At 61.1% G+C, this 19,873-nt stretch carries 16 protein-coding genes; 11 read left to right on the top strand and 5 right to left on the bottom strand.

From position 1 onward, the window contains the following. Window positions 1–12: 12 nt before the first annotated feature. The 5 genes from AMK00_RS12605 to AMK00_RS12585 form a co-directional block, all read right to left on the bottom strand. Window positions 13–552: an AAA family ATPase gene (locus AMK00_RS12605; RefSeq protein ID WP_064811707.1), complete on the bottom strand. Its 540-nt coding sequence runs from the start codon at window positions 550–552 to the stop codon at window positions 13–15. 3 nt (window positions 553–555) lie between these two features. Further along, window positions 556–1,632: a D-alanine--D-alanine ligase family protein gene (locus AMK00_RS12600; protein WP_064803170.1), complete on the bottom strand. Its 1,077-nt coding sequence runs from the start codon at window positions 1,630–1,632 to the stop codon at window positions 556–558. Window positions 1,633–1,664: 32 nt separating this feature from the next. Beyond that, window positions 1,665–2,279: a C39 family peptidase gene (locus AMK00_RS12595; RefSeq protein ID WP_064810568.1), complete on the bottom strand. Its 615-nt coding sequence runs from the start codon at window positions 2,277–2,279 to the stop codon at window positions 1,665–1,667. Between the two features lie 208 nt (window positions 2,280–2,487). Beyond that, window positions 2,488–3,435, bottom strand: a complete 948-nt coding sequence (locus AMK00_RS12590; RefSeq protein WP_064809531.1) for an IS110 family transposase — start codon at window positions 3,433–3,435, stop codon at window positions 2,488–2,490. A gap of 256 nt (window positions 3,436–3,691) precedes the next feature. After that, a complete protein-coding gene (locus AMK00_RS12585) occupies window positions 3,692–4,735 on the bottom strand; it encodes a LacI family transcriptional regulator (RefSeq protein ID WP_020921520.1) in 1,044 nt (347 codons plus the stop codon). 453 nt (window positions 4,736–5,188) lie between these two features. On the opposite strand from AMK00_RS12585, the gene AMK00_RS12580 reads away from it, so the two are divergent. The 11 genes from AMK00_RS12580 to AMK00_RS12525 all read left to right on the top strand — a co-directional run bounded on the left by AMK00_RS12580 (window position 5,189) and on the right by AMK00_RS12525 (window position 19,757). Further along, window positions 5,189–6,421 (top strand): ABC transporter substrate-binding protein, encoded by a 1,233-nt coding sequence (locus AMK00_RS12580; RefSeq protein ID WP_064803166.1) that lies wholly within the window; start codon window positions 5,189–5,191, stop codon window positions 6,419–6,421. 148 nt (window positions 6,422–6,569) lie between these two features. Continuing rightward, on the top strand, window positions 6,570–7,475 hold the full coding sequence (locus tag AMK00_RS12575; RefSeq protein ID WP_011425716.1) for a carbohydrate ABC transporter permease: 906 nt from the start codon (window positions 6,570–6,572) through the stop codon (window positions 7,473–7,475). Next, the gene (locus tag AMK00_RS12570) at window positions 7,468–8,412 is read left to right on the top strand and encodes a carbohydrate ABC transporter permease (RefSeq protein WP_020921516.1); all 945 of its coding nucleotides are present in this window, start codon (window positions 7,468–7,470) and stop codon (window positions 8,410–8,412) included. The genes AMK00_RS12575 and AMK00_RS12570 overlap by 8 nt, the downstream gene beginning before the upstream one ends. 4 nt (window positions 8,413–8,416) lie before the next feature. Beyond that, the gene (locus AMK00_RS12565; protein WP_037139833.1) at window positions 8,417–9,523 is read left to right on the top strand and encodes an ABC transporter ATP-binding protein; all 1,107 of its coding nucleotides are present in this window, start codon (window positions 8,417–8,419) and stop codon (window positions 9,521–9,523) included. Between the two features lie 279 nt (window positions 9,524–9,802). Beyond that, the gene (locus AMK00_RS12560) at window positions 9,803–12,262 is read left to right on the top strand and encodes a beta-mannosidase (protein WP_064810567.1); all 2,460 of its coding nucleotides are present in this window, start codon (window positions 9,803–9,805) and stop codon (window positions 12,260–12,262) included. A 38-nt stretch (window positions 12,263–12,300) separates the two neighbouring features. Beyond that, entirely contained in the window at window positions 12,301–13,062 is a 762-nt protein-coding gene (locus AMK00_RS12555; protein WP_064810566.1) for a sugar phosphate isomerase/epimerase family protein, read from the top strand. A gap of 8 nt (window positions 13,063–13,070) precedes the next feature. Then, a complete protein-coding gene (locus AMK00_RS12550) occupies window positions 13,071–14,204 on the top strand; it encodes a Gfo/Idh/MocA family protein (protein WP_064810565.1) in 1,134 nt (377 codons plus the stop codon). Between the two features lie 287 nt (window positions 14,205–14,491). Then, complete coding sequence (gene mgrA, locus AMK00_RS12545; RefSeq protein ID WP_064810564.1) at window positions 14,492–15,523, top strand: L-glyceraldehyde 3-phosphate reductase; 1,032 nt, start codon at window positions 14,492–14,494, stop codon at window positions 15,521–15,523. 224 nt (window positions 15,524–15,747) lie between these two features. Then, window positions 15,748–17,361 carry a glycoside hydrolase family 43 protein gene (locus AMK00_RS12540; protein WP_064810563.1) on the top strand — a complete coding sequence of 538 codons (1,614 nt, stop codon included), beginning with the start codon at window positions 15,748–15,750 and terminating at the stop codon, window positions 17,359–17,361. A gap of 711 nt (window positions 17,362–18,072) precedes the next feature. Further along, the gene (locus tag AMK00_RS12530; protein WP_064803155.1) at window positions 18,073–18,999 is read left to right on the top strand and encodes an ABC transporter ATP-binding protein; all 927 of its coding nucleotides are present in this window, start codon (window positions 18,073–18,075) and stop codon (window positions 18,997–18,999) included. Then, entirely contained in the window at window positions 18,996–19,757 is a 762-nt protein-coding gene (locus AMK00_RS12525) for an ABC transporter permease (protein ID WP_064803152.1), read from the top strand. The genes AMK00_RS12530 and AMK00_RS12525 overlap by 4 nt, the downstream gene beginning before the upstream one ends. Window positions 19,758–19,873: the final 116 nt, after the last annotated feature.

The raw sequence follows: 19,873 nt of genomic DNA, 5'->3' as shown, positions 1-19,873 counted from the left end.
GGCGAGAAGCAGCTAATTCGCTTCCCGAGACAGGCGGTCGAGCACGAAATCGGCCCGATCGGCGACCGGCCTCTTCGGCAGTATGATGACCTCGTAGCCGAGCGTGGGATAGATCGCGGCCAGCCGGTCATATTCGGCGACAGCCTCGTCGAAGCCATGGCGCCGCTCAGGATCGCTCACGTAGACCTCCGCCCATGGCGGCGTGAGAAAAACGCGTCTGTCGTAAGGGTAGGCGGCGCTCAACCTTTCCAGGATCGGTTCTCCGGTCAGGTGCTGAAGCGCTGCCGCGGCGTCGATCAACCCACGATCGAAGAACGTCCAGCCCGGCTGCCGTGCGACGGCCGCGTGGTCGGCAATCGCCATTTCGATCGCACGACGGGCGAAGGCCGCCATGTCGACCCAAGGCAAGGCAGCGCCATCGCCATCGAGCTCCTGCTTGACGATCCGCCGGCCGGGCTCTTCGACGATTCTTTGACCGCGGCGGCCAAGCTCCGCAAGCAGCGTCGATTTTCCGCCGCCGGAACATCCGGAAATCAGAATCGACCTGTTCATCATCTAGCCTGCCCTGCGGGCGCGCGCCATGCCGTGGCCCACCAGACGGTCGATGATCTCGGCATAGCTTACGCCGCTTGCCGCCATCGCCTTGGAATACATACTGATATCGGTAAAGCCGGGAATGGTGTTGAGCTCGTTGATGACGAAGCGCATGTCCGATGTCAGGAAGAAATCGACGCGCGCCATGCCGTCGCAGCCGACGGCTCGGAAAGCCCTTGCGGCCATGTCGCGCATGGCGGCCTCGATCTCCGCCGGCAGGTCGGCCGGCACTTTCAAGGCAGCGCCGTTCTCATCGATATATTTGGCGTTGTAATTGTAGAAGCCGTGGCTTTCGGCCGGCACGATCTCGCCCGGGCGGGAGACGAAGAGCTTGCCGTCGGTATCCTCCAGCACGCTGAATTCGATCTCGCGTCCGGCGACGAATTCCTCGGCAAGCAGGATGCGGTCATGGCGGAAGGCCTGCTCGAGCGCTGCGGCGAATTCCTGGCTGGCATGGACCTTGGCGACGCCGACCGACGATCCCTGCCGTGCCGGCTTGATGAAGAGCGGCAGGCCGAGTTCGCCTTCGAGCGCGGAGAGTGAAGGGGCAGCACCCTCGTGGATCGTCACGGCGCGGGCGACCGGCAGGCCCGCCGCCCGCAGCAGGCGCTTGGCGATATCCTTGTCGAGGGCCGTGGCCGAACCGAGGATGCCGCAGCCGGCGAGCGGCACGCGCGCCACTTCAGCTGCGCCCTGCACCGATCCGTCCTCACCATGCGGGCCGTGCAGCACAGGAAACAGGATGTCGATCCTTGGCAATTCATGTGGCGCGCCGTGGGCTGACATCGCCAGCATGCGCCCGCGGCCGCCCGGCACGAGGCAGATTTCCGTGCCTGACGAGGGTGTCGCCAGCCGGCCGTCCTCGAAGCTGCTCAGCAGCCATTGTCCCTCGCGGGTGACGAAGACGGGAAGGGCGTCATATTTCTCGGGCTCCAGGGCAGCCATGACGTTGGTCGCCGAGAGGATGGAAACTTCGTGCTCAGCCGAACGGCCGCCGAAGAGCACGGCAATGCGCAGCCTGTTGGGGGAAGGGGTCATGAAAGCCTCCGAAGCGATAGGATGCGGAAAGATCAGGCTTCGACCGATATGCCGCGATTGGCAAAGAAACGATCGAAGACGGCAAGCGGCAGCGTGACATCCGCTTGGCTTGCCGCGTCATGGCCGGACGGATTGTGGAAGCGGATCGTCTCCTGCGAAGCTGATGTCACCAGCACGAGATGTCCGCCCTTTGCCGGCGGCTCGCGCTCCGGCCAGCGGATGGCCGAATGCACCGAGGCGATGAAGAAGCAGCGTTTCGACAGAAGTTCCGGGATGGCCGACGTCTCGACGTTGGTCATCGTCTCGGCGCCGAGCCCGAAACGCTCTCTCACAAAGCGGACGAAGGGAGCGTAGATCAGCCCCTTGATCGAAGCGTCGATCTCGTTGATGACATAACCGCCATATCTAGTGCAGGCGCGGGCAAGCTCGAGAGTCGGATGGATTTCGCCGCGCGCGGCGAGAATCATCTTCAAGCAGGCCATGCCGCAGACATTCACCGCCCAGCGCGCATATTCCTCAATGGTCGCGGCTCCCGATTGGCGCCAGAGCGGATCGCTGAGCAGCGCCTGCGACCCCTCAGCAAGCACCGGCAGCGTCATGCCGGGCGTTTCCCATTGGCTGAAATAAGGCACGCTGCTCTGCTGCATCCTGTCGACATCCCCGCGGTTCGTTTCGTGAGATGGCGGCCAATCTTGGCTTTTTTCAAGCCGATGCCCACTTGCGAATCCGACGGTAGGGCGCGTTTTTCTTCGATGCAACTTAAAATAGAGAGAGCCTCATCCTGATGCGGGAAATTGATGGAAGGAAGAGCGCTGCGGCGTGCCCTTCGAGGCTCCGCCCTGCGGGCTGCGCGTCTCAGCAACCGTGTTGTTGGGGTTCGCTCCATGGGGTTCGTCTTTTGATAATCGTGTTGATCATGACGATGAATTTCCGCATGGCGGCGACGAGGGCGACCTTGGGTGGTTTGCCGGCATCGCGCAGTCTTTTGTGGAAGGCCTTGATGGCCGGGCTGCAACGGATGGCCGAGAGCGTTGCCATGTAGAGAGCGCATCGGACGGTGGCGCGGCCGCCGGCGATGTGGCGCTGGCCACGCCAGGTGCCGCTGTCGTGGGCGACCGGGGCGACGCCGACGAGGGCTGCGAGCTTCTTGTCGTCGATGGCGCCGAGTTCGGGCAGCTCGGCGATGAGCACGGCGGCGCCGACCTCGCCGATGCCTGGCACGGTCAGCAGCAGGTCGCGGCGTGCGGCCATGTCGGGCTCGGCCTCGATGGCAAGCGCGATGGCGGCATCGACGCGGGCGAGCTGGCTCTTGAGGGCGGCGAGGGTCTCGCCAATCAGCGCGGCGACGGCTTGCGGGGCATGTTCGAGGCGGTTCTTCTCGGCGACCGCCATGTCGATGAGCTGCCGGCGGCGGGCGACGAGGGCAGCAAGCGCGATGCGGCCGTCGTCGATATGGGGGATCTGTGCCGGCCGCATCGCTCTGGCGAAGTGGAGAATGACGCGGGCGTCGACCTGATCGGTCTTGGCCAGCCGCCCGCTGGCCCTGGCGAAATCGCGCACCTGGCGGGGATTGACGACGGCGATGGGAATACCGGCGGCCATCAGCGCCCTGACGATCGCCATCTCGTAACCGCCGGTGGCCTCGACGACGACCAGCTCGGCGCCGGCTATCGCCGTCGCCAGCGCGGTCCGGCCCGGCGCGTCGTTGTCAAAGCGGCCAACGGCGCTTTTGCCCTCGACGGCCACGTCGAAATGGGCTTTCGAGACATCGATGCCGACCATGAAAGCTTGCGGGATACGCATGGGTGCTCCTCCTTGCAACGCGGGCTCAAGGCCCAATCAACCGTTCGAGCGAAGACATGGCGACGGAGATGCTCGCTGAGGCACGAGTTCAAAACCCAGGGATGACACGCATCCCCGTCGCGCAACCCCACTATACAGCAACGGCAACGTACAAGGATGAGGGATGTTGGAGAATGCCGCGCTCAGGGGCGTTATATCGTATATGTTTTCGATGTTGGCATTGTTTTGCTAGTTGTCATCCCGCTCCGCCATCACCCTACCTGTCACCCTCCGGCCAGATCGGCTGACTGATGCTCTGCAGCAGTTCCGGTTCGACGCCGTCGATGCGGGCGATGACGGCTTTGGCCATTTCGCGGCCGGCTTGGCGCACATCCTCCTGGGCGGTGATGATCTCGGGACGGATCCAGTTCAGGATCGGCACCGACTGCTTGGACACCATGTCGAGATCGCGCCCCAGCGCTTTGCCGGCGGCCTCGATGCCGGCATTGACGGCGATCGCCGCACTGCCGGCCGAACAGACGATGCCGTCAGGGGCGTTCGCCGAGCGCATCATCACCTCGACGACGTCGCGGATATCGGCAAGCGGCGCGTCGGTGTTGATGCGCAGGGGCACTTCCTCGGCGCCGTAATCGTGCAGGCCGGTCTGAAAGCCGATCCGAATATGGGCGTAATAGGTGAGCTTGCTCGGCGGCTGCAGCAGGGCGATGCGCCGCCGACCTCGTTTGACGAGGCGTTCCACCGCCTGATGGGCGAAGGCCTCGTTGTCGAAATCGTGGAAGGGGTGGACGAGACCTGCATCGGTGCGCCCGTGCGTTGCAAAGGGCATGCCGCGTTCCGACAGGAGCCGCACGCGCGGGTCGTCCGGCTCGATACGCGAGATGATGACGCCGTCGGCCGAGCCAGTCTCGAGGATATAGCGCACCGGCAGCATCGGGTCCTTGCTGTGGGAATGCGGTGTCACGACGATATGATAAGGAGTGCCGGACAGAACTTCCGATATGCCAAAGACCATCTGGCTCGAGAAGCCCATGATCTCTTCATCGATGCTGAGGACGAGGGCGATGACGTTGGTCTTGCCGGTGCGCAGGCGTACGCCCGCCCGGTTCGGCTGGTAACCGAGCTGGCGGGCGACCATGCGCACCCGCTCCTTGGTTTCGGCACCGATATCCGGCGCGTCCTTCAGCGCACGCGATACCGTCGTCACACCGAGGCCGGTCATGAAGGCGATCGTCTTCAATGTCGGGCGCTCGCGCGTCACCGCCGTCGATGTCGCCTGTCCGAAATTTCCCTTGTTTTCCATCCCTGTAGGCCGCCTTGCGCGAATTGGTCTCGCTTATAGAGGCTTTTTCAGGCGCCGTAAGCCCGCCGCCTGCCAAAATCGCACCTCCCTGAGGAGTTCAATCTGTAACGATACAGTAGAAAAGTCGAGTGGTTTTTCTTGTGTGCGCCGCAATATTATTCGCATAGGTTGAATTGGTGATTCTTGCAGAATTTTTCTGCAGCTGCGAAAAAGGAAGTGCGGGGCTCGAAACTGAAATTTGAAAATTATCATTAAATTTCATTGTGATGACCGGACGCAGCGCCTGCGGAAAAGTGTGTCAGGCTGCCGATTCAGCGGGTGTGTGGAGGTCTTCCGAAACAGTCAGAAGTGGTAATCAGGATCTTTAAAGAAAAATTTACGGGCGGGCAGTTGCGTGGGGAAATCGATTGATCTAAGTTTTTCCGGCAACGTTTCAGTGAGGGAGGAGAACTCATGAAAATTCGTATGATGGCGGCCATGCTTGCCGCTTCTGCTGCGCTTCCGATCAGCGCCGGCGCCACCGATCTCGAAGTCACCCATTGGTGGACGTCTGGCGGCGAATCCGCTGCTGTCGCCGAGTTGGCAAAGGCATTCGACGCCACCGGCAACCACTGGGTCGACGGCGCTATCGCCGGTTCCGGCGGTACGGCGCGCCCGATCATGATCAGCCGCATCACCGGCGGCGACCCGATGGGCGCCACCCAGTTCAACCACGGCCGCCAGGCCGAGGAACTGGTTCAGGCTGGCCTGATGCGCGACCTGACCGATGTCGCGACCGCGGAGCATTGGAAGGACATTATTCGTCCGTCGAGCCTGCTCGATTCCTGCACGATCGACGGCAAGATCTACTGCGCTCCGGTGAACATCCATTCCTGGCAGTGGCTGTGGCTTTCGAACGCTGCCTTCAAGAAGGCCGGCGTCGAAGTTCCGAAGAACTGGGACGAATTCGTCGCTGCCGCTCCGGCTCTCGAAAAGGCCGGTATCATTCCGCTCGCTGTCGGCGGTCAACCATGGCAGGCGACAGGCGCCTTCGACGTGCTGATGGTCGCGGTCGCCGGCAAGGACGTCTTCAACAAGGTGTTCAAGGACAAGGATGCAGAGGTCGCCGCCGGACCCGAGATCGCCAAGGTCTTCAAGGCTGCCGACGACGCCCGCCGCATGTCCAAGGGCAGTAACGTCCAGGATTGGAACCAGGCGACCAACCTCGTCATCACGGGCAAGGCCGGCGGCCAGATCATGGGTGACTGGGCGCAGGGCGAATTCGCGCTCGCCGGTCAGAAGGCCGGCACCGACTACACCTGCCTGCCGGGTCTCGGCGTCAACGAAATCATTTCGACGGGCGGTGACGCCTTCTATTTCCCGCTGCTGAAGGATGAGGAAAAGTCCAAGGCGCAGGCCGTGCTCGCCAAAACCCTGCTGGATCCCAAGACCCAGGTTGCCTTCAACCTGAAGAAGGGCTCGCTGCCGGTTCGCGGCGACGTCGATCTTGCCGCCGCCAACGACTGCATGAAGAAGGGCCTCGACATCCTGGCCAAAGGCAATGTGATCGAAGGCACTGACCAGCTGCTTTCGGCCGACAGCCAGAAGCAGAAGGAAGACCTCTTCTCCGAATTCTTCGCCAACCCGTCGATGACGCCGGAAGACGCTCAGAAGCGTTTCGCCGGCATCATCGCTTCGGCCGATTGATCGGCAGGTTCGCTGCCCTTGCGATCCGGCTCCCCGGAGCCGGATCCTCCCGCAAGTTTCGACGGTCTTGCCGGCCCTTCCGGCGGCCGCGGGCAGGGGTGAGAGACGGCCGTCACCGGCCGCAGCTGCGGTTTGAGGAGAAGTGTTCATGACGGGTCAAGCGCAAGCAGGCCGGCCAATCAAGCTACTGCGCAATCTGAATGCCAAGATTGCGTCCATTCCGATGATCCTGACAGCGCTGGTGATCTTTGTCGGCGGCACGTTCTGGACGGTCTTTTATTCCTTCACCAATTCCAAGCTCCTCCCGCGGTTGAGCTTCGTCGGCTTCGACCAGTATCACCGTCTCTGGGCGGCACCCCGCTGGGTTACTGCGATCGAAAATCTGGCGCTTTACGGCGTCCTCTCGCTGATCTTCAGCCTGGTCATCGGATTTGTGCTCGCCGCGCTCATGGATCAGAAGATCCGTTTCGAAAACACTTTTCGCACCATCTTTCTCTACCCCTTCGCGCTGTCCTTCATCGTGACGGGTCTCGTCTGGCAGTGGGTTCTGAACCCGGATTTCGGCGTCCAGTCGGTAGTGCGTTCGCTCGGCTGGACAAGCTTCACCTTCAATCCGCTCTACACGCCCGAAATCGTCATCTACGGGATTCTGATCGCGGCGCTTTGGCAGGGAACGGGCCTCGTCATGTGCCTGATGCTTGCCGGCCTGCGCGGCATTGACGAGGATATCTGGAAAGCGGCCCGCGTCGACGGCATCCCGATGTGGAAGACCTACCTGCTCGTCGTCATTCCGATGATGCGGCCCGTGTTCATCACGACGATCGTCATCATCGCCTCCGGCATCGTCAAGGTCTACGACCTCGTGGTGGCGCAGACTTCGGGCGGTCCCGGCATATCATCGGAAGTGCCGGCCAAATACGTCTACGATTACATGTTCCAGGCGCAGAATCTGGGTCAGGGCTTCGCCGCATCGACGATGATGCTGGTCACAGTCGCGATCATCATCGTTCCGTGGGCCTATCTGGAGTTCGGAGGAGGGCGCAAGCGTGGCTGATATCGAAACTCTCAACACCACGGCTGCCGGCCTCGACGCCGTCTCACAGAGGCTCGGCGACGGTCCGAGCGGTCCGAAGCCGCGCCCGACGCTGTCAGCGCGCAACATCATGCTCTACGGAACGCTGACGGTTGCAGCGCTCTATTATCTGCTGCCGCTCTATGTGATGGTCGTGACGTCACTGAAGGGCATGCCGGAAATCCGTCTCGGCAACATCTTCTCACCGCCGATGGAGATCACCTTCGAACCCTGGGTCAAGGCCTGGGCGGAGGCCTGCACGGGCCTGAACTGCGACGGCCTGTCGCGCGGTTTCTGGAATTCGGTGCGCATCACCGTGCCGTCGGTGATCATCTCGATCGCCATCGCCTCGGTGAACGGCTATGCGCTGGCAAACTGGCGGTTCAAAGGTTCCGAGCTGTTCTTCTCGATCCTCATCATCGGGGCCTTCATTCCCTATCAGGTGATGATCTATCCGATCGTCATCATCCTCCGCGAAATCGGCATCTATGGCACGCTGACCGGCCTTGTCATCGTGCACTCGATCTTCGGCATGCCGATCCTGACGCTGCTCTTCCGCAACTACTTCGTGTCGCTGCCGGAGGAACTGTTCAAGGCAGCGCGCGTCGACGGGGCAGGCTTCTGGCAGATCTTCCTGAAGATCATGCTGCCGATGTCGCTGCCGATCTTCGTCGTCGCCATGATCCTGCAGGTCACAGGCATCTGGAACGACTTCCTGTTCGGTGTGGTCTTCACCCGGCCGGATACCTATCCGATGACCGTGCAACTCAACAACATCGTCAATTCTGTCCAGGGCGTGAAGGAATACAACGTCAACATGGCAGCGACGATCCTCACCGGCCTGGTGCCGCTGATCGTCTATTTCGTCTCCGGACGGCTTTTCGTTCGCGGCATCGCCGCCGGCGCAGTGAAGGGGTGATCACATGAACATGAATTCAACTGTCTCCAATTCGAGCGTCTCGATCAAGGATCTGTCGCTGAACTTCGGATCAGTCAGCGTGCTGAAGGATCTCAACCTCGACATCAATGACGGCGAATTCCTGGTGCTGCTTGGATCGTCGGGCTGCGGCAAGTCGACCTTGCTGAATTGCATCGCCGGCCTGCTCGATGCTTCGGAAGGCCAGATCTTCATCAAGGGCAAGAACGTCACCTGGGAAGAGCCGAAGGATCGCGGCATCGGCATGGTCTTCCAGTCCTATGCGCTCTATCCTCAGATGACCGTGGAGAAGAACCTCTCCTTCGGCCTTCGCGTCGCCAAGGTGCCGCAGGCCGAGATCGACAAGCGCGTGGCGCGTGCGGCCGAGATCCTGCAGATCCAGCCGCTCCTGAAGCGCAAGCCGGCAGAGCTTTCCGGCGGTCAGCGCCAGCGCGTGGCGATCGGCCGGGCGCTGGTGCGCGATGTCGACGTCTTCCTGTTCGACGAACCGCTGTCCAACCTTGACGCCAAGCTGCGTTCAGAACTGCGTGTCGAAATCAAGCGCCTGCACCAGTCGCTGCAGAATACGATGATCTATGTGACGCACGACCAGATCGAGGCGCTGACGCTGGCTGATCGCATCGCCATCATGAAGAGCGGCATCATCCAGCAGCTCGACGATCCGACGACGATCTATAATCGGCCGCGCAATCTCTTCGTCGCCGGCTTCATCGGCTCGCCCTCGATGAATTTCCTGCGTGGCGAGCTGGTCAAATCAGGCGATGGCATCGCCTTTACCGCCAACGGTGTCATCTTCTCGCTGGCGGCTTACGACGCCAATGAAGTGCTGCAGCCCGGCCGCAAGGTGGTGCTCGGCGTTCGCCCCGAGCATATCAAGGTCAACGAAAACACCGGCGGCGAGGAACATGACGCGACCGTCGATATCGAGGAGCCGATGGGTGCTGACAATCTCCTGTGGCTGAAACATGCCGGCCACACGATGTCGGTCCGCGTCAACGGCGCGCGCCGCTTCAATGTCGGAGCCAAGGTGAAGCTGAGCTTCGACATGACGCTGGCTTCGGTGTTCGACGCCGAGAGCGAGCTGCGGCTTTAGCGGAGATTTGTGGATTGAGGCCACTACCCCCGGGCGAGTTTGACGAAAAGGCCAATCCCGCCCTCCGTCATCCTCGGGCTTGACCCGAGGATCCATGCAGTTGCTGCTGGTGGATGCGGTGTAGATCCTCGGGTCAAGCCCGAGGATGACGGAGAGCGGAGTGGGCGGATGAGGACAAAAACGACACGTCTCTGACGAACGAATAGGTGAACGCCGCCGAACAGCGACATTTGCCCTTCCTTCAAGAACACAACCCTTTTCGAAATCGGAAATGAAATTGTGACGCAACAACCGCCTCCCTCCAGCATCGACCTTTCCGGTTCGTGGCAGCTGAGCTCCGTTGATGGTGAGATCAAAAGCGTCATCGCGCTGCCGGGCGACGTGCATACGGCGCTTCACCGGGCCGGTCTGATCCCCGACCCCTATTTCGGGCGCAACGAGCAGAAGGTGCAGTGGGTCGCCCAGCGTGAGTGGGCGGTCGAGCGCAGCTTTGCACTGCAGGAAGTCGACGGCGACTGGTATCTCGATGTCGATTATCTCGACACGGTCGCCAGCGTCTACGTCAACGGCTTCCTGGCGCTCGAAGCCGACAACAGCTTCCGCCGCTACCGGCCTGATGTCTCAAGCATGCTGAAATCCGGCGACAATGTCATCCGCATCGTGTTTGCCTCCAATCCCGCCGTTGGTGCCGAGCGGCAGAAGCAGCAGCCCTTTTACATTCCCTACAGCACCGGCAATTCGCCGATCCCCGACGGCAACATGCTGCGCAAGCCGCAATGCCATTTCGGCTGGGACTGGAATATCGCCATTGCACCCTTCGGCCTCTACGGCACGATCGCGCTGAAGAAGCTCGAAACGGCGCGCATCGAGCATGTCGTCACCCGCCAGACCCACAACAATGACGGCTCTGTCGATCTCACGGTGACGGCGAGCCTCTATGCCAAGCATGCCGGCATCGCCCAGGTCTATTTCGATCTCGACGGAGAGCGCGTGCGCCTCGATGTCGGCGTCAAGGGCGAGACTGATGTCAATTACCTCTTCCATATCGACAGGCCGCGCCTCTGGTGGCCGTCCGGCAGCGGTGAGCAGGCGCTTTACACGCTCTCCGTCGAGCTGTCTGATGAGGTGGTGACGAAGCAGATCGGTCTTCGTACCATCGAGCTGATCACCACCCCGGATGCATCAGGCAGCCGCTTTGCGTTCAAGGTCAACGGCAGAGAGATCTTCTGTCGCGGCGCCAACTGGATTCCGGCCGACGCGCTCTATTCCCTCTCGTCGCCTGAAAAGACTGAGGATTTGCTGCAGTCGGCGAAAGCCGCCAATATGAACATGGTCCGCGTCTGGGGTGGCGGCTTCTATGAGCAGGATCATTTCTACGATCTCTGCGACCGGCTGGGCCTCCTGGTCTGGCAGGACTTCATGTTCGCCTGCAATCTCTATCCCTCGACAGAGGACTTTCTCGAGAATGTGGCGATCGAAGTCGATTACCAGGTCCGCCGGCTCTCCTCTCATCCCTCGATCGCGCTCTGGTGCGGCGACAACGAACTTGTCGGCGCGCTGACCTGGTTCGAGGAGTCGCGGAAGGACCGCGACCGTTATCTCGTCTCCTACGACCGGCTCAACCGAACGATCGAGCAGGCGGTGAAGAAAGCGTTGCCCGGCGCGCTCTGGTGGCCGTCGAGCCCGGCCTCCGGCTATCTCGATTTCGGCGATGCCTGGCATGCCGACGGCTCCGGCGACATGCATTACTGGTCGGTCTGGCACGAGAACAAGTCATTCGACAATTATCGTTCGGTGCGGCCGCGCTTCTGCTCGGAATTCGGCTTCCAGTCCTATACCTCGCTGCCCGTCATCAAGACCTATGCCGACGAGAAGGACATGAACGTCGCTTCCCCGGTCATGGAACTGCATCAGAAGAATGCCGGCGGCAACGAGCGCATCGCCGGCACGATGTTCCGTTATTTCCGCTTCCCCAAGGATTTCCCGAACTTCGTCTATCTCTCGCAGATCCAGCAGGGCCTGGCGATCAAGACGGCGGTGGAATACTGGCGGTCGCTGAAACCCCATTGCATGGGCACGATCTACTGGCAGCTCAACGACACCTGGCCGGTCGCTTCCTGGTCGAGCCTCGATTATGGCGGGCGCTGGAAGGCGATGCATTATCTCGTCAAGCGCTTCTTCCAACCGGTGGCAGTCGCGGCCATTCCTTCCGAGGACGGCAAGACGATCCGTTTCTCGCTGGTCAACGACACACTTGCCGATGTCAGTGTCGATCTTTCAATTTCTGTTCTGACGATGAACGGCGAGCGGAAGCACCTGAAAGATGTGCAGGCGGTCTGCTCGCCGGATGCGGCGGTGACGGCTGCGACCATCGACGTCGCTGAGATCGGCGAGGGAACGCTGCTTGCCTGGCAATTCACAGCCTCGAACGGCATGGGCGGCGAGGGGCATTATGTCAACGGCACCTATAAGGCGCTGGAGCTCGAGCCCGCGGGGCTGACGGTCACCCATGAATATGTCGAGGCGAGCGGCGCCGTCGACATCAACGTCACCGCGAAGGGACTTGCGCTCTTCGTGATGATCGAGAGCGAGACGGACGGCAAATATTCCGACAACGCCTTCGATCTCGCGGCCGGCGAAAGCCGCCGCATCACCTTTACCCCGGCACATCAGCTCGAACGCGGCAAGCTGCCGGACTTCCGGTTCTACGACCTGCATTCCTGCCAATCGGCGGATTGATCTTCCCAAGCATGGGCACGAGGCCCAAGGAGAACATGATGACGAAACTAAGCTACCAGCTCTATAGCGCGCGCAACTTCCAGCCCTATTCGGCGATTTTCGAGAAGCTCGGCAAGGCAGGTTATGCCGAAGTCGAAGGCTTCGGCGGCATCTACGCCGATCTCGACGATGCCGGCTTGAAAAGCCTTCGCGCCGAGCTCGACAAGAATGGCCTGGTCATGGCGAGTGGCCATTTCAGCCCCGATTTCCTGGAGAAGGAAGTTCAGAAGTCGCTCAATATTGCCAAGATTCTCGGCATGGACTCGATCTATGCGCCGCACCTGGCGGCCGAACAGCGCCCCTCGGATGTCGCCGGCTGGACGGCCTTCGGCAAGCGGCTGCAGGAGATGAGCAAGCCTTATAAAGAAGCCGGCTACGAATTCGGCTGGCACAACCATGATTTCGAGTTCGTCAAGCTCGCCGACGGCTCGCTGCCGATCGAGCGCATCTTCGAAGGCGCGCCTGACATTTCCTGGGAAGCCGATATCGCCTGGGTCATCCGCGGCGGCGCCGATCCCTTCGCCTGGATCGAGAAACTCGGCTCTCGCATCACTTCGGTCCACGTCAAGGATATCGCGCCGGCAGGCGAGGCGAAGGACGAGGACGGCTGGGCCGATGTCGGCCATGGCAAGGTTGAATGGGCCAAGCTGATCGCGGCGCTTCGCGGCACCAAGGCCAAGCACTTCGTCGTCGAACATGACAATCCCAAAGACATCGACCGCAACATCAGCCGTTCGATCGCATCCTTCAAGACTTATTGAGGCACATCATGACCAGGGAACTTGGCGTCGGCATCATCGGATGCGGCAACATCTCCACCACCTACTTCTCGCTCGCACCGCTCTTCAAGGGGCTGAAGGTGCTGGCCTGCGCCGATATCAACGTACCGGCCGCCGAAGCCCGCGCCAAGGAATATGGCGTGAAGGCACAGACGATCGACGCGCTTCTCGCCAATGACGAGATCGACGTTGTCGTCAACCTGACGATTCCGGACGCGCATTTTCCGGTATCGAAGGCGATCCTCGAAGCCGGAAAACACGTCTATTCGGAAAAGCCGCTGGTGCTTTCGCTGGAGCAGGGCGAAGAGCTTCGCCGCATCGCCAAGGCGAGGAACCTCGCCGTCGGCTGCGCGCCCGACACCTTCCTCGGCGGCGCGCATCAGCTCGCCCGCAAGTTCATCGACGACGGCGGCATCGGCCGGGTCACTTCGGGCGCCTGCTATGTCATGAGCCCCGGCATGGAGATGTGGCATCCGAATCCGGATTTCTTCTTCCTGCCGGGCGGCGGTCCGATCCTCGATCTCGGCCCCTATTATATCGCCAATCTGATCAACCTGATCGGCCCTGTGAAGCGCGTCGGCGCCATGACCTCGATGGCATCGGCGACCCGGACGATCACCAGCCAGCCGCGCCATGGCGAGATCATCCCGGTTAAGACGCCGACGACGATCCAGGCGCTGCTCGAATTCGTCAGCGGCGCTACCGTGACGCTGTCGGCGAGCTGGGATGTGTGGTCGCACCGCCATGCCAATATGGAGCTCTACGGCACCGACGGCTCGCTTTACGTGCCGGACCCGAACTTCTTCGGCGGCACCGTCGAGGCCAGCGGCCGCGACAAGGACATCAAGCCGCTGGAAGACTGGGATCATCCCTTCGGCAAGATCAACCAGGAAAACCCGACCGGGGCGCGCGCCAACTACCGCACGGCCGGCCTTGCAGATATGGCGATGGCGCTGATCGAGGGACGCGACGCGCGCTGCTCGCTCGACCGCACGCTGCACGGCGTCGACGTCATGACCTCGATCCTGAAATCGGGCGAGGAGGGCCGCTTCATCGATCTCACGACGACCTGCACCCAGCCGGCCGCGCTTGGCATCGAAGAGGCGCAGGCGCTGTTGAGGTGATAACGTATCGCCTGAGGTCTGCTGATCGCTAAGTGCGCACTCCGAACGTCATCCTCGGCCTTGTGCCGAGGATCTGCAAACCAGGCGGCGAATGCTCGGCATCGATTGGTCGCGGGCACTCTTGAAGCCGTAGGAACTCGCGCGTTCGCTTGCCGTATCCAGCGCGCTTGTTCCAATAGTTCTCGCGCGCTCGGGCTTGTCCCGAGGATCTATCGAGAGCACGGCAGATGCTCGGCACAAGGCCGAGCATGACGATCATAGAGATATTTTGTCAAGGAGACATTCAGATGAGCTGGCAACCGGCCGCAGACCGTTATTCGAAGATGAAATATAACCGCACGGGCCGTTCCGGCCTGAAACTGCCGGCCGTCTCCCTCGGCCTCTGGCACAATTTCGGCGGTGACACGCCGCATGACCGCAAGATCGACATGTGCCGCACGGCCTTCGATCTCGGCATCACCCATTTCGATCTCGCCAACAATTACGGCCCGCCTCCCGGCAGCGCCGAGACCGCTTTCGGCGAAATTCTGCGCACGGAATTTTCCAGGCTTCGCGACGAGCTGATCATTTCCTCGAAAGCCGGCTACGATATGTGGCCGGGTCCCTATGGCGAGTGGGGCAGCCGCAAATACCTGATCGCCTCCTGCGATCAAAGCCTGAAGCGCATGGGTCTCGATTATGTCGACATTTTCTATTCCCACCGCTTCGATCCGGAGACGCCGCTCGAGGAAACCTGTGGCGCGCTCGACTATATCGTCCGCTCCGGCCGGGCGCTCTATGTTGGCATCTCCTCCTATAATTCGCAGCGCACCCGCGAAGCAGCCGCCATCCTCAAGGACCTCGGCACGCCCTGCCTGATCCATCAGCCGAGCTATTCAATGCTCAACCGCTGGGTCGAGGACGACAGGCTGCTCGATACGCTCGACGACGTCGGCATGGGTTCGATAGTGTTCTCGCCGCTCGCCCAGGGCATGCTGACGACGAAGTATCTTGGCGGTATTCCGGCCGACAGCCGGGCGGCGCAGAATCATTTCCTGAAGCGCGATTTCATCCGCCCTTCGATCATCGACAATATCAGGAAGCTCAACGATATCGCCGAACGGCGTGGCCAGACGCTGGCGCAGATGGCGATTGCCTGGGTACTGCGGGGTGGGCGGGTGACCTCGGCGCTGATCGGCGCCAGCCGGTCCTCGCAGATCGTCGATTGCGTCAAGGCGCTGGATAATATCGAGTTTTCGGCTGAGGAGCTGAAGGAGATCGATGTGTATGCCCGTGAGGCTGATATCAATCTCTGGGCGAGGTCGGCCGAGCGGGATTAGGCAAGGCAACCGGAGGATGTGGCAGTAGTTGCCACACGTCCTCATTCCTGTGCTTGTCACAGGAATCCAGCCACCGCGCGTGCGCGCGGTGAAAAGGGGTCTTTCCGGCCCAAAGACTTGGTTCGGCTGGATCTCTGTGACAAGCACAGAGATGAGGGTGGAGAGGCTAGCTAAACCGCACCTATCTGACGTACGTACCGCAATAATCTAGGAGGAGGCCGTTCATGATCCGCAATCCCATCCTGCCCGGGTTCAATCCCGATCCGTCGATCTGCCGCGTCGGCGACGATTATTACATCGCCACCTCCACCTTCGAATGGTATCCGGGTGTGCAGATCCATCATTCTCGCGATCTTGTAAACTGGACGCTGGTGCGCCGGCCCCTAGAGCGTGCCTCGCAGCTCGACATGCGCGGCAATCCCGATAGCTGCGGCATCTGGGCGCCGTGTCTTTCCTATGCTGATGGGCAGTTCTGGCTTGTTTATACCGACGTCAAGCGTTTCGACGGCAATTTCAAGGATGCGCATAATTACATCGTGACGTCTCCTTCCATCGAGGGCGAATGGTCCGAGCCGGTCTATGTCAATTCCTCCGGCTTCGATCCCTCGCTCTTCCACGACGACGATGGCCGCAAATGGTTCGTCAACATGCAGTGGAACCACCGAACCCAGAGCTTCGGCGGCTCGCCGAAATCGCCCGCCTTCGACGGCATCCTGCTGCAGGAATGGGATCCCGCGACCAAGGCGCTGAAGGGGCCGATCAAAAACATCTTCGCCGGCAGCCCGCTCGGCCTCGTCGAAGGACCGCATCTCTTCAAGAAGAACGGCTGGTATTATCTGACGACCGCCGAGGGCGGCACCGGCTACGACCACGCCGTCACCATGGCGCGCTCGCGCCGCATCGACGGGCCGTATGAGATGCATCCGAACATGCATCTGATCACCTCGAAGGATCATCCGGGCGCGGTGCTGCAGCGGGCCGGGCACGGCCAATATGTCGAGACACCGGAGGGGCAGGCCTATCACACTCATCTCTGCGGCCGGCCGCTGCCGCCGAAACGGCGATGCACGCTGGGGCGCGAAACGTCCCTGCAGAAATGCGTCTGGCGCGACGATGATTGGCTCTATCTGGAAAACGGCACCTCAGTGCCCGATATCGATGTGTCGGCTCCCTTCAGCGCTGCGCCGGTGGAGAAGCCGATGCGCAGCGAGTACAGTTTCGATGGGCGCGCGCTACCGGCCGATTTCCAGTGGCTGCGCACGCCCGAACCCCAGCGCATCTTCAATCTGACGGACCGTCCCGGCCATCTCAGACTGATCGGTCGAGAAAGCATCGGCTCCTGGTTCGAGCAGTCGCTGGTCGCGCGCCGGCAGGAGCATCATAGTTTCCGCGCCGAAACCGTGATCGAATTTTCGCCTGACACGTATCAGCAGGTCGCGGGGCTGACGCATTATTACAACCGCCACAAGTTCCACGCGATCGCCGTGACGCTGCACGAAACGCTCGGCCGCTGCGTGACCATCCTCTCCTGCAACGGCGACTACCCGAACGGCCGCCTCAGCTTTCCCGCCGAAAGTGGTGTCGCGATCCCGGCCGAGGGCCGTGTCCAGCTTGCCATGGAAATCCGCGAGAATGACCTTCAATTCTCCTGGCAGACGGAGGGCAAGGGCGCCTGGCAACGGATCGGTCCCGTCCTCGACGCCGGCGTGATTTCCGACGAGGGCGGGCGCGGGGAGCACGGCTCCTTCACCGGCGCCTTTGCCGGCGTGTTTGCCTTCGATACGTCTGGGCGAGGGAAGGCGGCGGATTTCGACTGGTTCAATTATGATGAATTGTGAGGCGTAGCACCTACTGCCTCCCAGCCGCCCTCGTCCTTCGAGGCTTCGGCCTTTGGCCTATGCACCTCAGGATAAGGGCTGGTCGTTGTGCCATTTGGCTGCGGACCAGATCGGCATGCTCGGTTGCGCCAAATCCGTTGTTGCCAAGCTCGCTGCTATGTCTTGCGACACGGCCGCGACCTCTGTCCGACCTCATCCTGGAGGTGGCCCGCAGGGGCATCGAAGGACGAGGTCGGCCGCTGCAACGACGCACGCACAAAAGAAAAGCCGGCGCAGAGGCCGGCTGAGACGAACGCGGCTGCACAGGGATACTGGCCGGTTCCAAACGCTTGGTGACTGAACAATAACTTTCATTACATGCCGAGACAGCGGAAAAGGGCGCAACGAGAACGCCGGTAAGACGGCTCCGCAAAGGAATGGGCGGCGGGGCGGATGCCGGTGCTTGCCTCGGCTCTCTTATCGAGCATGAATATCACCGGATGATGACATCCGGAGCCGACCGCTGCATTTCTTTCAGGGAGAATTGGCGGCGGGCGACGGCAATCGGAAGCCGGCTATCGCAGGCCCGTCACCAATGGGTGATCGGCTTGACGAAAGGCGACGGTGTTGGCGAGGCGTGAATGCAGTGTTCATGTTCCCGAAGGATGTCAAAGCGCCACAGAGGGACTATATAGCGGGCCGAAATACTTCGAGCATCTGCAAGAGTCCTGCATGACCCCCATTATTTCCGTTCAGAACCTGACGAAGACTTATGCCAACGGGTTCGAGGCCCTGAAGGGCATCAACCTCGATGTCGAGAAGGGCGAGATCCTGGCGCTGCTCGGGCCGAACGGCGCCGGCAAGACGACCCTGATCTCGATCATCTGCGGCATCGCCAATCCGAGCGGCGGCCGCGTGCTGGTGGCCGGCAACGACGTCGTAAAGGATTTCCGCGCGACCCGCTCGATGATCGGCCTGGTGCCGCAGGAGCTGACGACTGACCAGTTCGAGACGGTGTTCAACACGGTGAGCTTTTCGCGCGGGCTGCATGGCAAGAAGGCCAATCCAGCGCATATCGAGAAGGTGCTGCGGGCGCTCTCGCTTTGGGACAAGAAGGATAATATGCTGCGTCAGCTCTCCGGCGGCATGAAACGACGGGTTCTGATCGCCAAGGCGCTTTCCCATGAGCCGGATATTCTTTTCCTTGACGAGCCGACCGCTGGCGTCGACGTGACGCTGCGCAAGGACATGTGGCACGTCGTCGAAGAACTCCGGGCTTCGGGCGTCACCATCATCCTGACGACCCATTATATCGAAGAGGCCGAGGAAATCGCCGACCGCGTCGGCGTCATCAATGGCGGCGAGCTGCTGCTCGTCGAGGAAAAGGCCGCGTTGATGGCCAAGCTCGGCCGCAAGCAGCTCATCCTCGATTTGGCGGAACCGCTGAGCCGGCTGCCAGACTGTTTTGCCGGCAATGGCCTCACTCTCGAAGCGGACGGAAGCCGCCTGACTTATGATTTCGACGCCGATAACGAGCAGGAAAGCATCGCGACGCTGCTGACCCGGCTCGGCGAGAACAATATCCATTTCAAGGATCTGTCGACGCGGCAGAGTTCGCTCGAAGATATCTTCGTGGCGCTGGTAGGAGCGAGCAAATGAACTTCGAAGCGGTCAAATCGATCTATTTCTTCGAAATGGCGCGCACGCGCCGCACGCTGCTGCAAAGCGTCATCTCGCCTGTCATCTCGACCTCGCTTTATTTCATCGTCTTCGGGGCGGCAGTCGGTTCGCGCATCCAGGAAGTGGAAGGCGTGTCCTACGGTGCTTTCATCACGCCGGGCCTCATCATGCTGACGCTGCTCGGCCAGTGCATCAGCAACGGCTCCTTCGGAATCTACTTCCCGAAATTCACCGGCACGATCTATGAGGTGCTGTCGGCGCCCGTGGCGATGACGGAGATACTGCTCGGTTATGTCGGGGCGGCGGCCACCAAGGGCCTGATCATCGGCGTCATCATTCTTTTAACCGCCAATCTCTTCGTCGACGTCAGGATCGAACATCCTTTCATGATGATCCTGTTCTTCCTGCTGACTGCGATCACTTTCAGCCTGTTCGGCTTCATGATCGGCATCTGGGCCGGCAATTTCGAGCAGCTGAACCTCATTCCCATGCTTGTCGTGCCGCCGCTGACCTTCCTCGGTGGCAGTTTCTATTCTGTCAGCATGCTGCCGCCCTTCTGGCAGGCGGTCAGCCACTTCAACCCGGTGCTCTACCTCGTCAGCGGCTTCCGCTGGAGTTTTTACGGGATCGCCGATGTCAACCCGGCGATCAGCCTGGCGATGATCACCGTGTTCCTGGCGATCTGCCTGGGAACGCTCGGCTGGATCTTCAAGACCGGATACCGGCTGCGCAACTGACCGCTTGAACGTCGATGACCGGAGAAGCCGATAGTGCTATCGGCTTCTTCCGTTTTTCTTTTGCGTCCGGTGGAGGCATCTGCTGTCTCATCCCAATGGAGAGGCGAGACAGCTGT

It is taken from the genome of Rhizobium sp. N621 (assembly GCF_001664325.1).
In the GTDB taxonomy this organism is placed as follows: Bacteria; Pseudomonadota; Alphaproteobacteria; order Rhizobiales; family Rhizobiaceae; genus Rhizobium; species Rhizobium esperanzae.
Note: the sequence above shows the minus strand (reverse complement) of the source record. Positions and strands in the feature narration are given on the sequence as shown.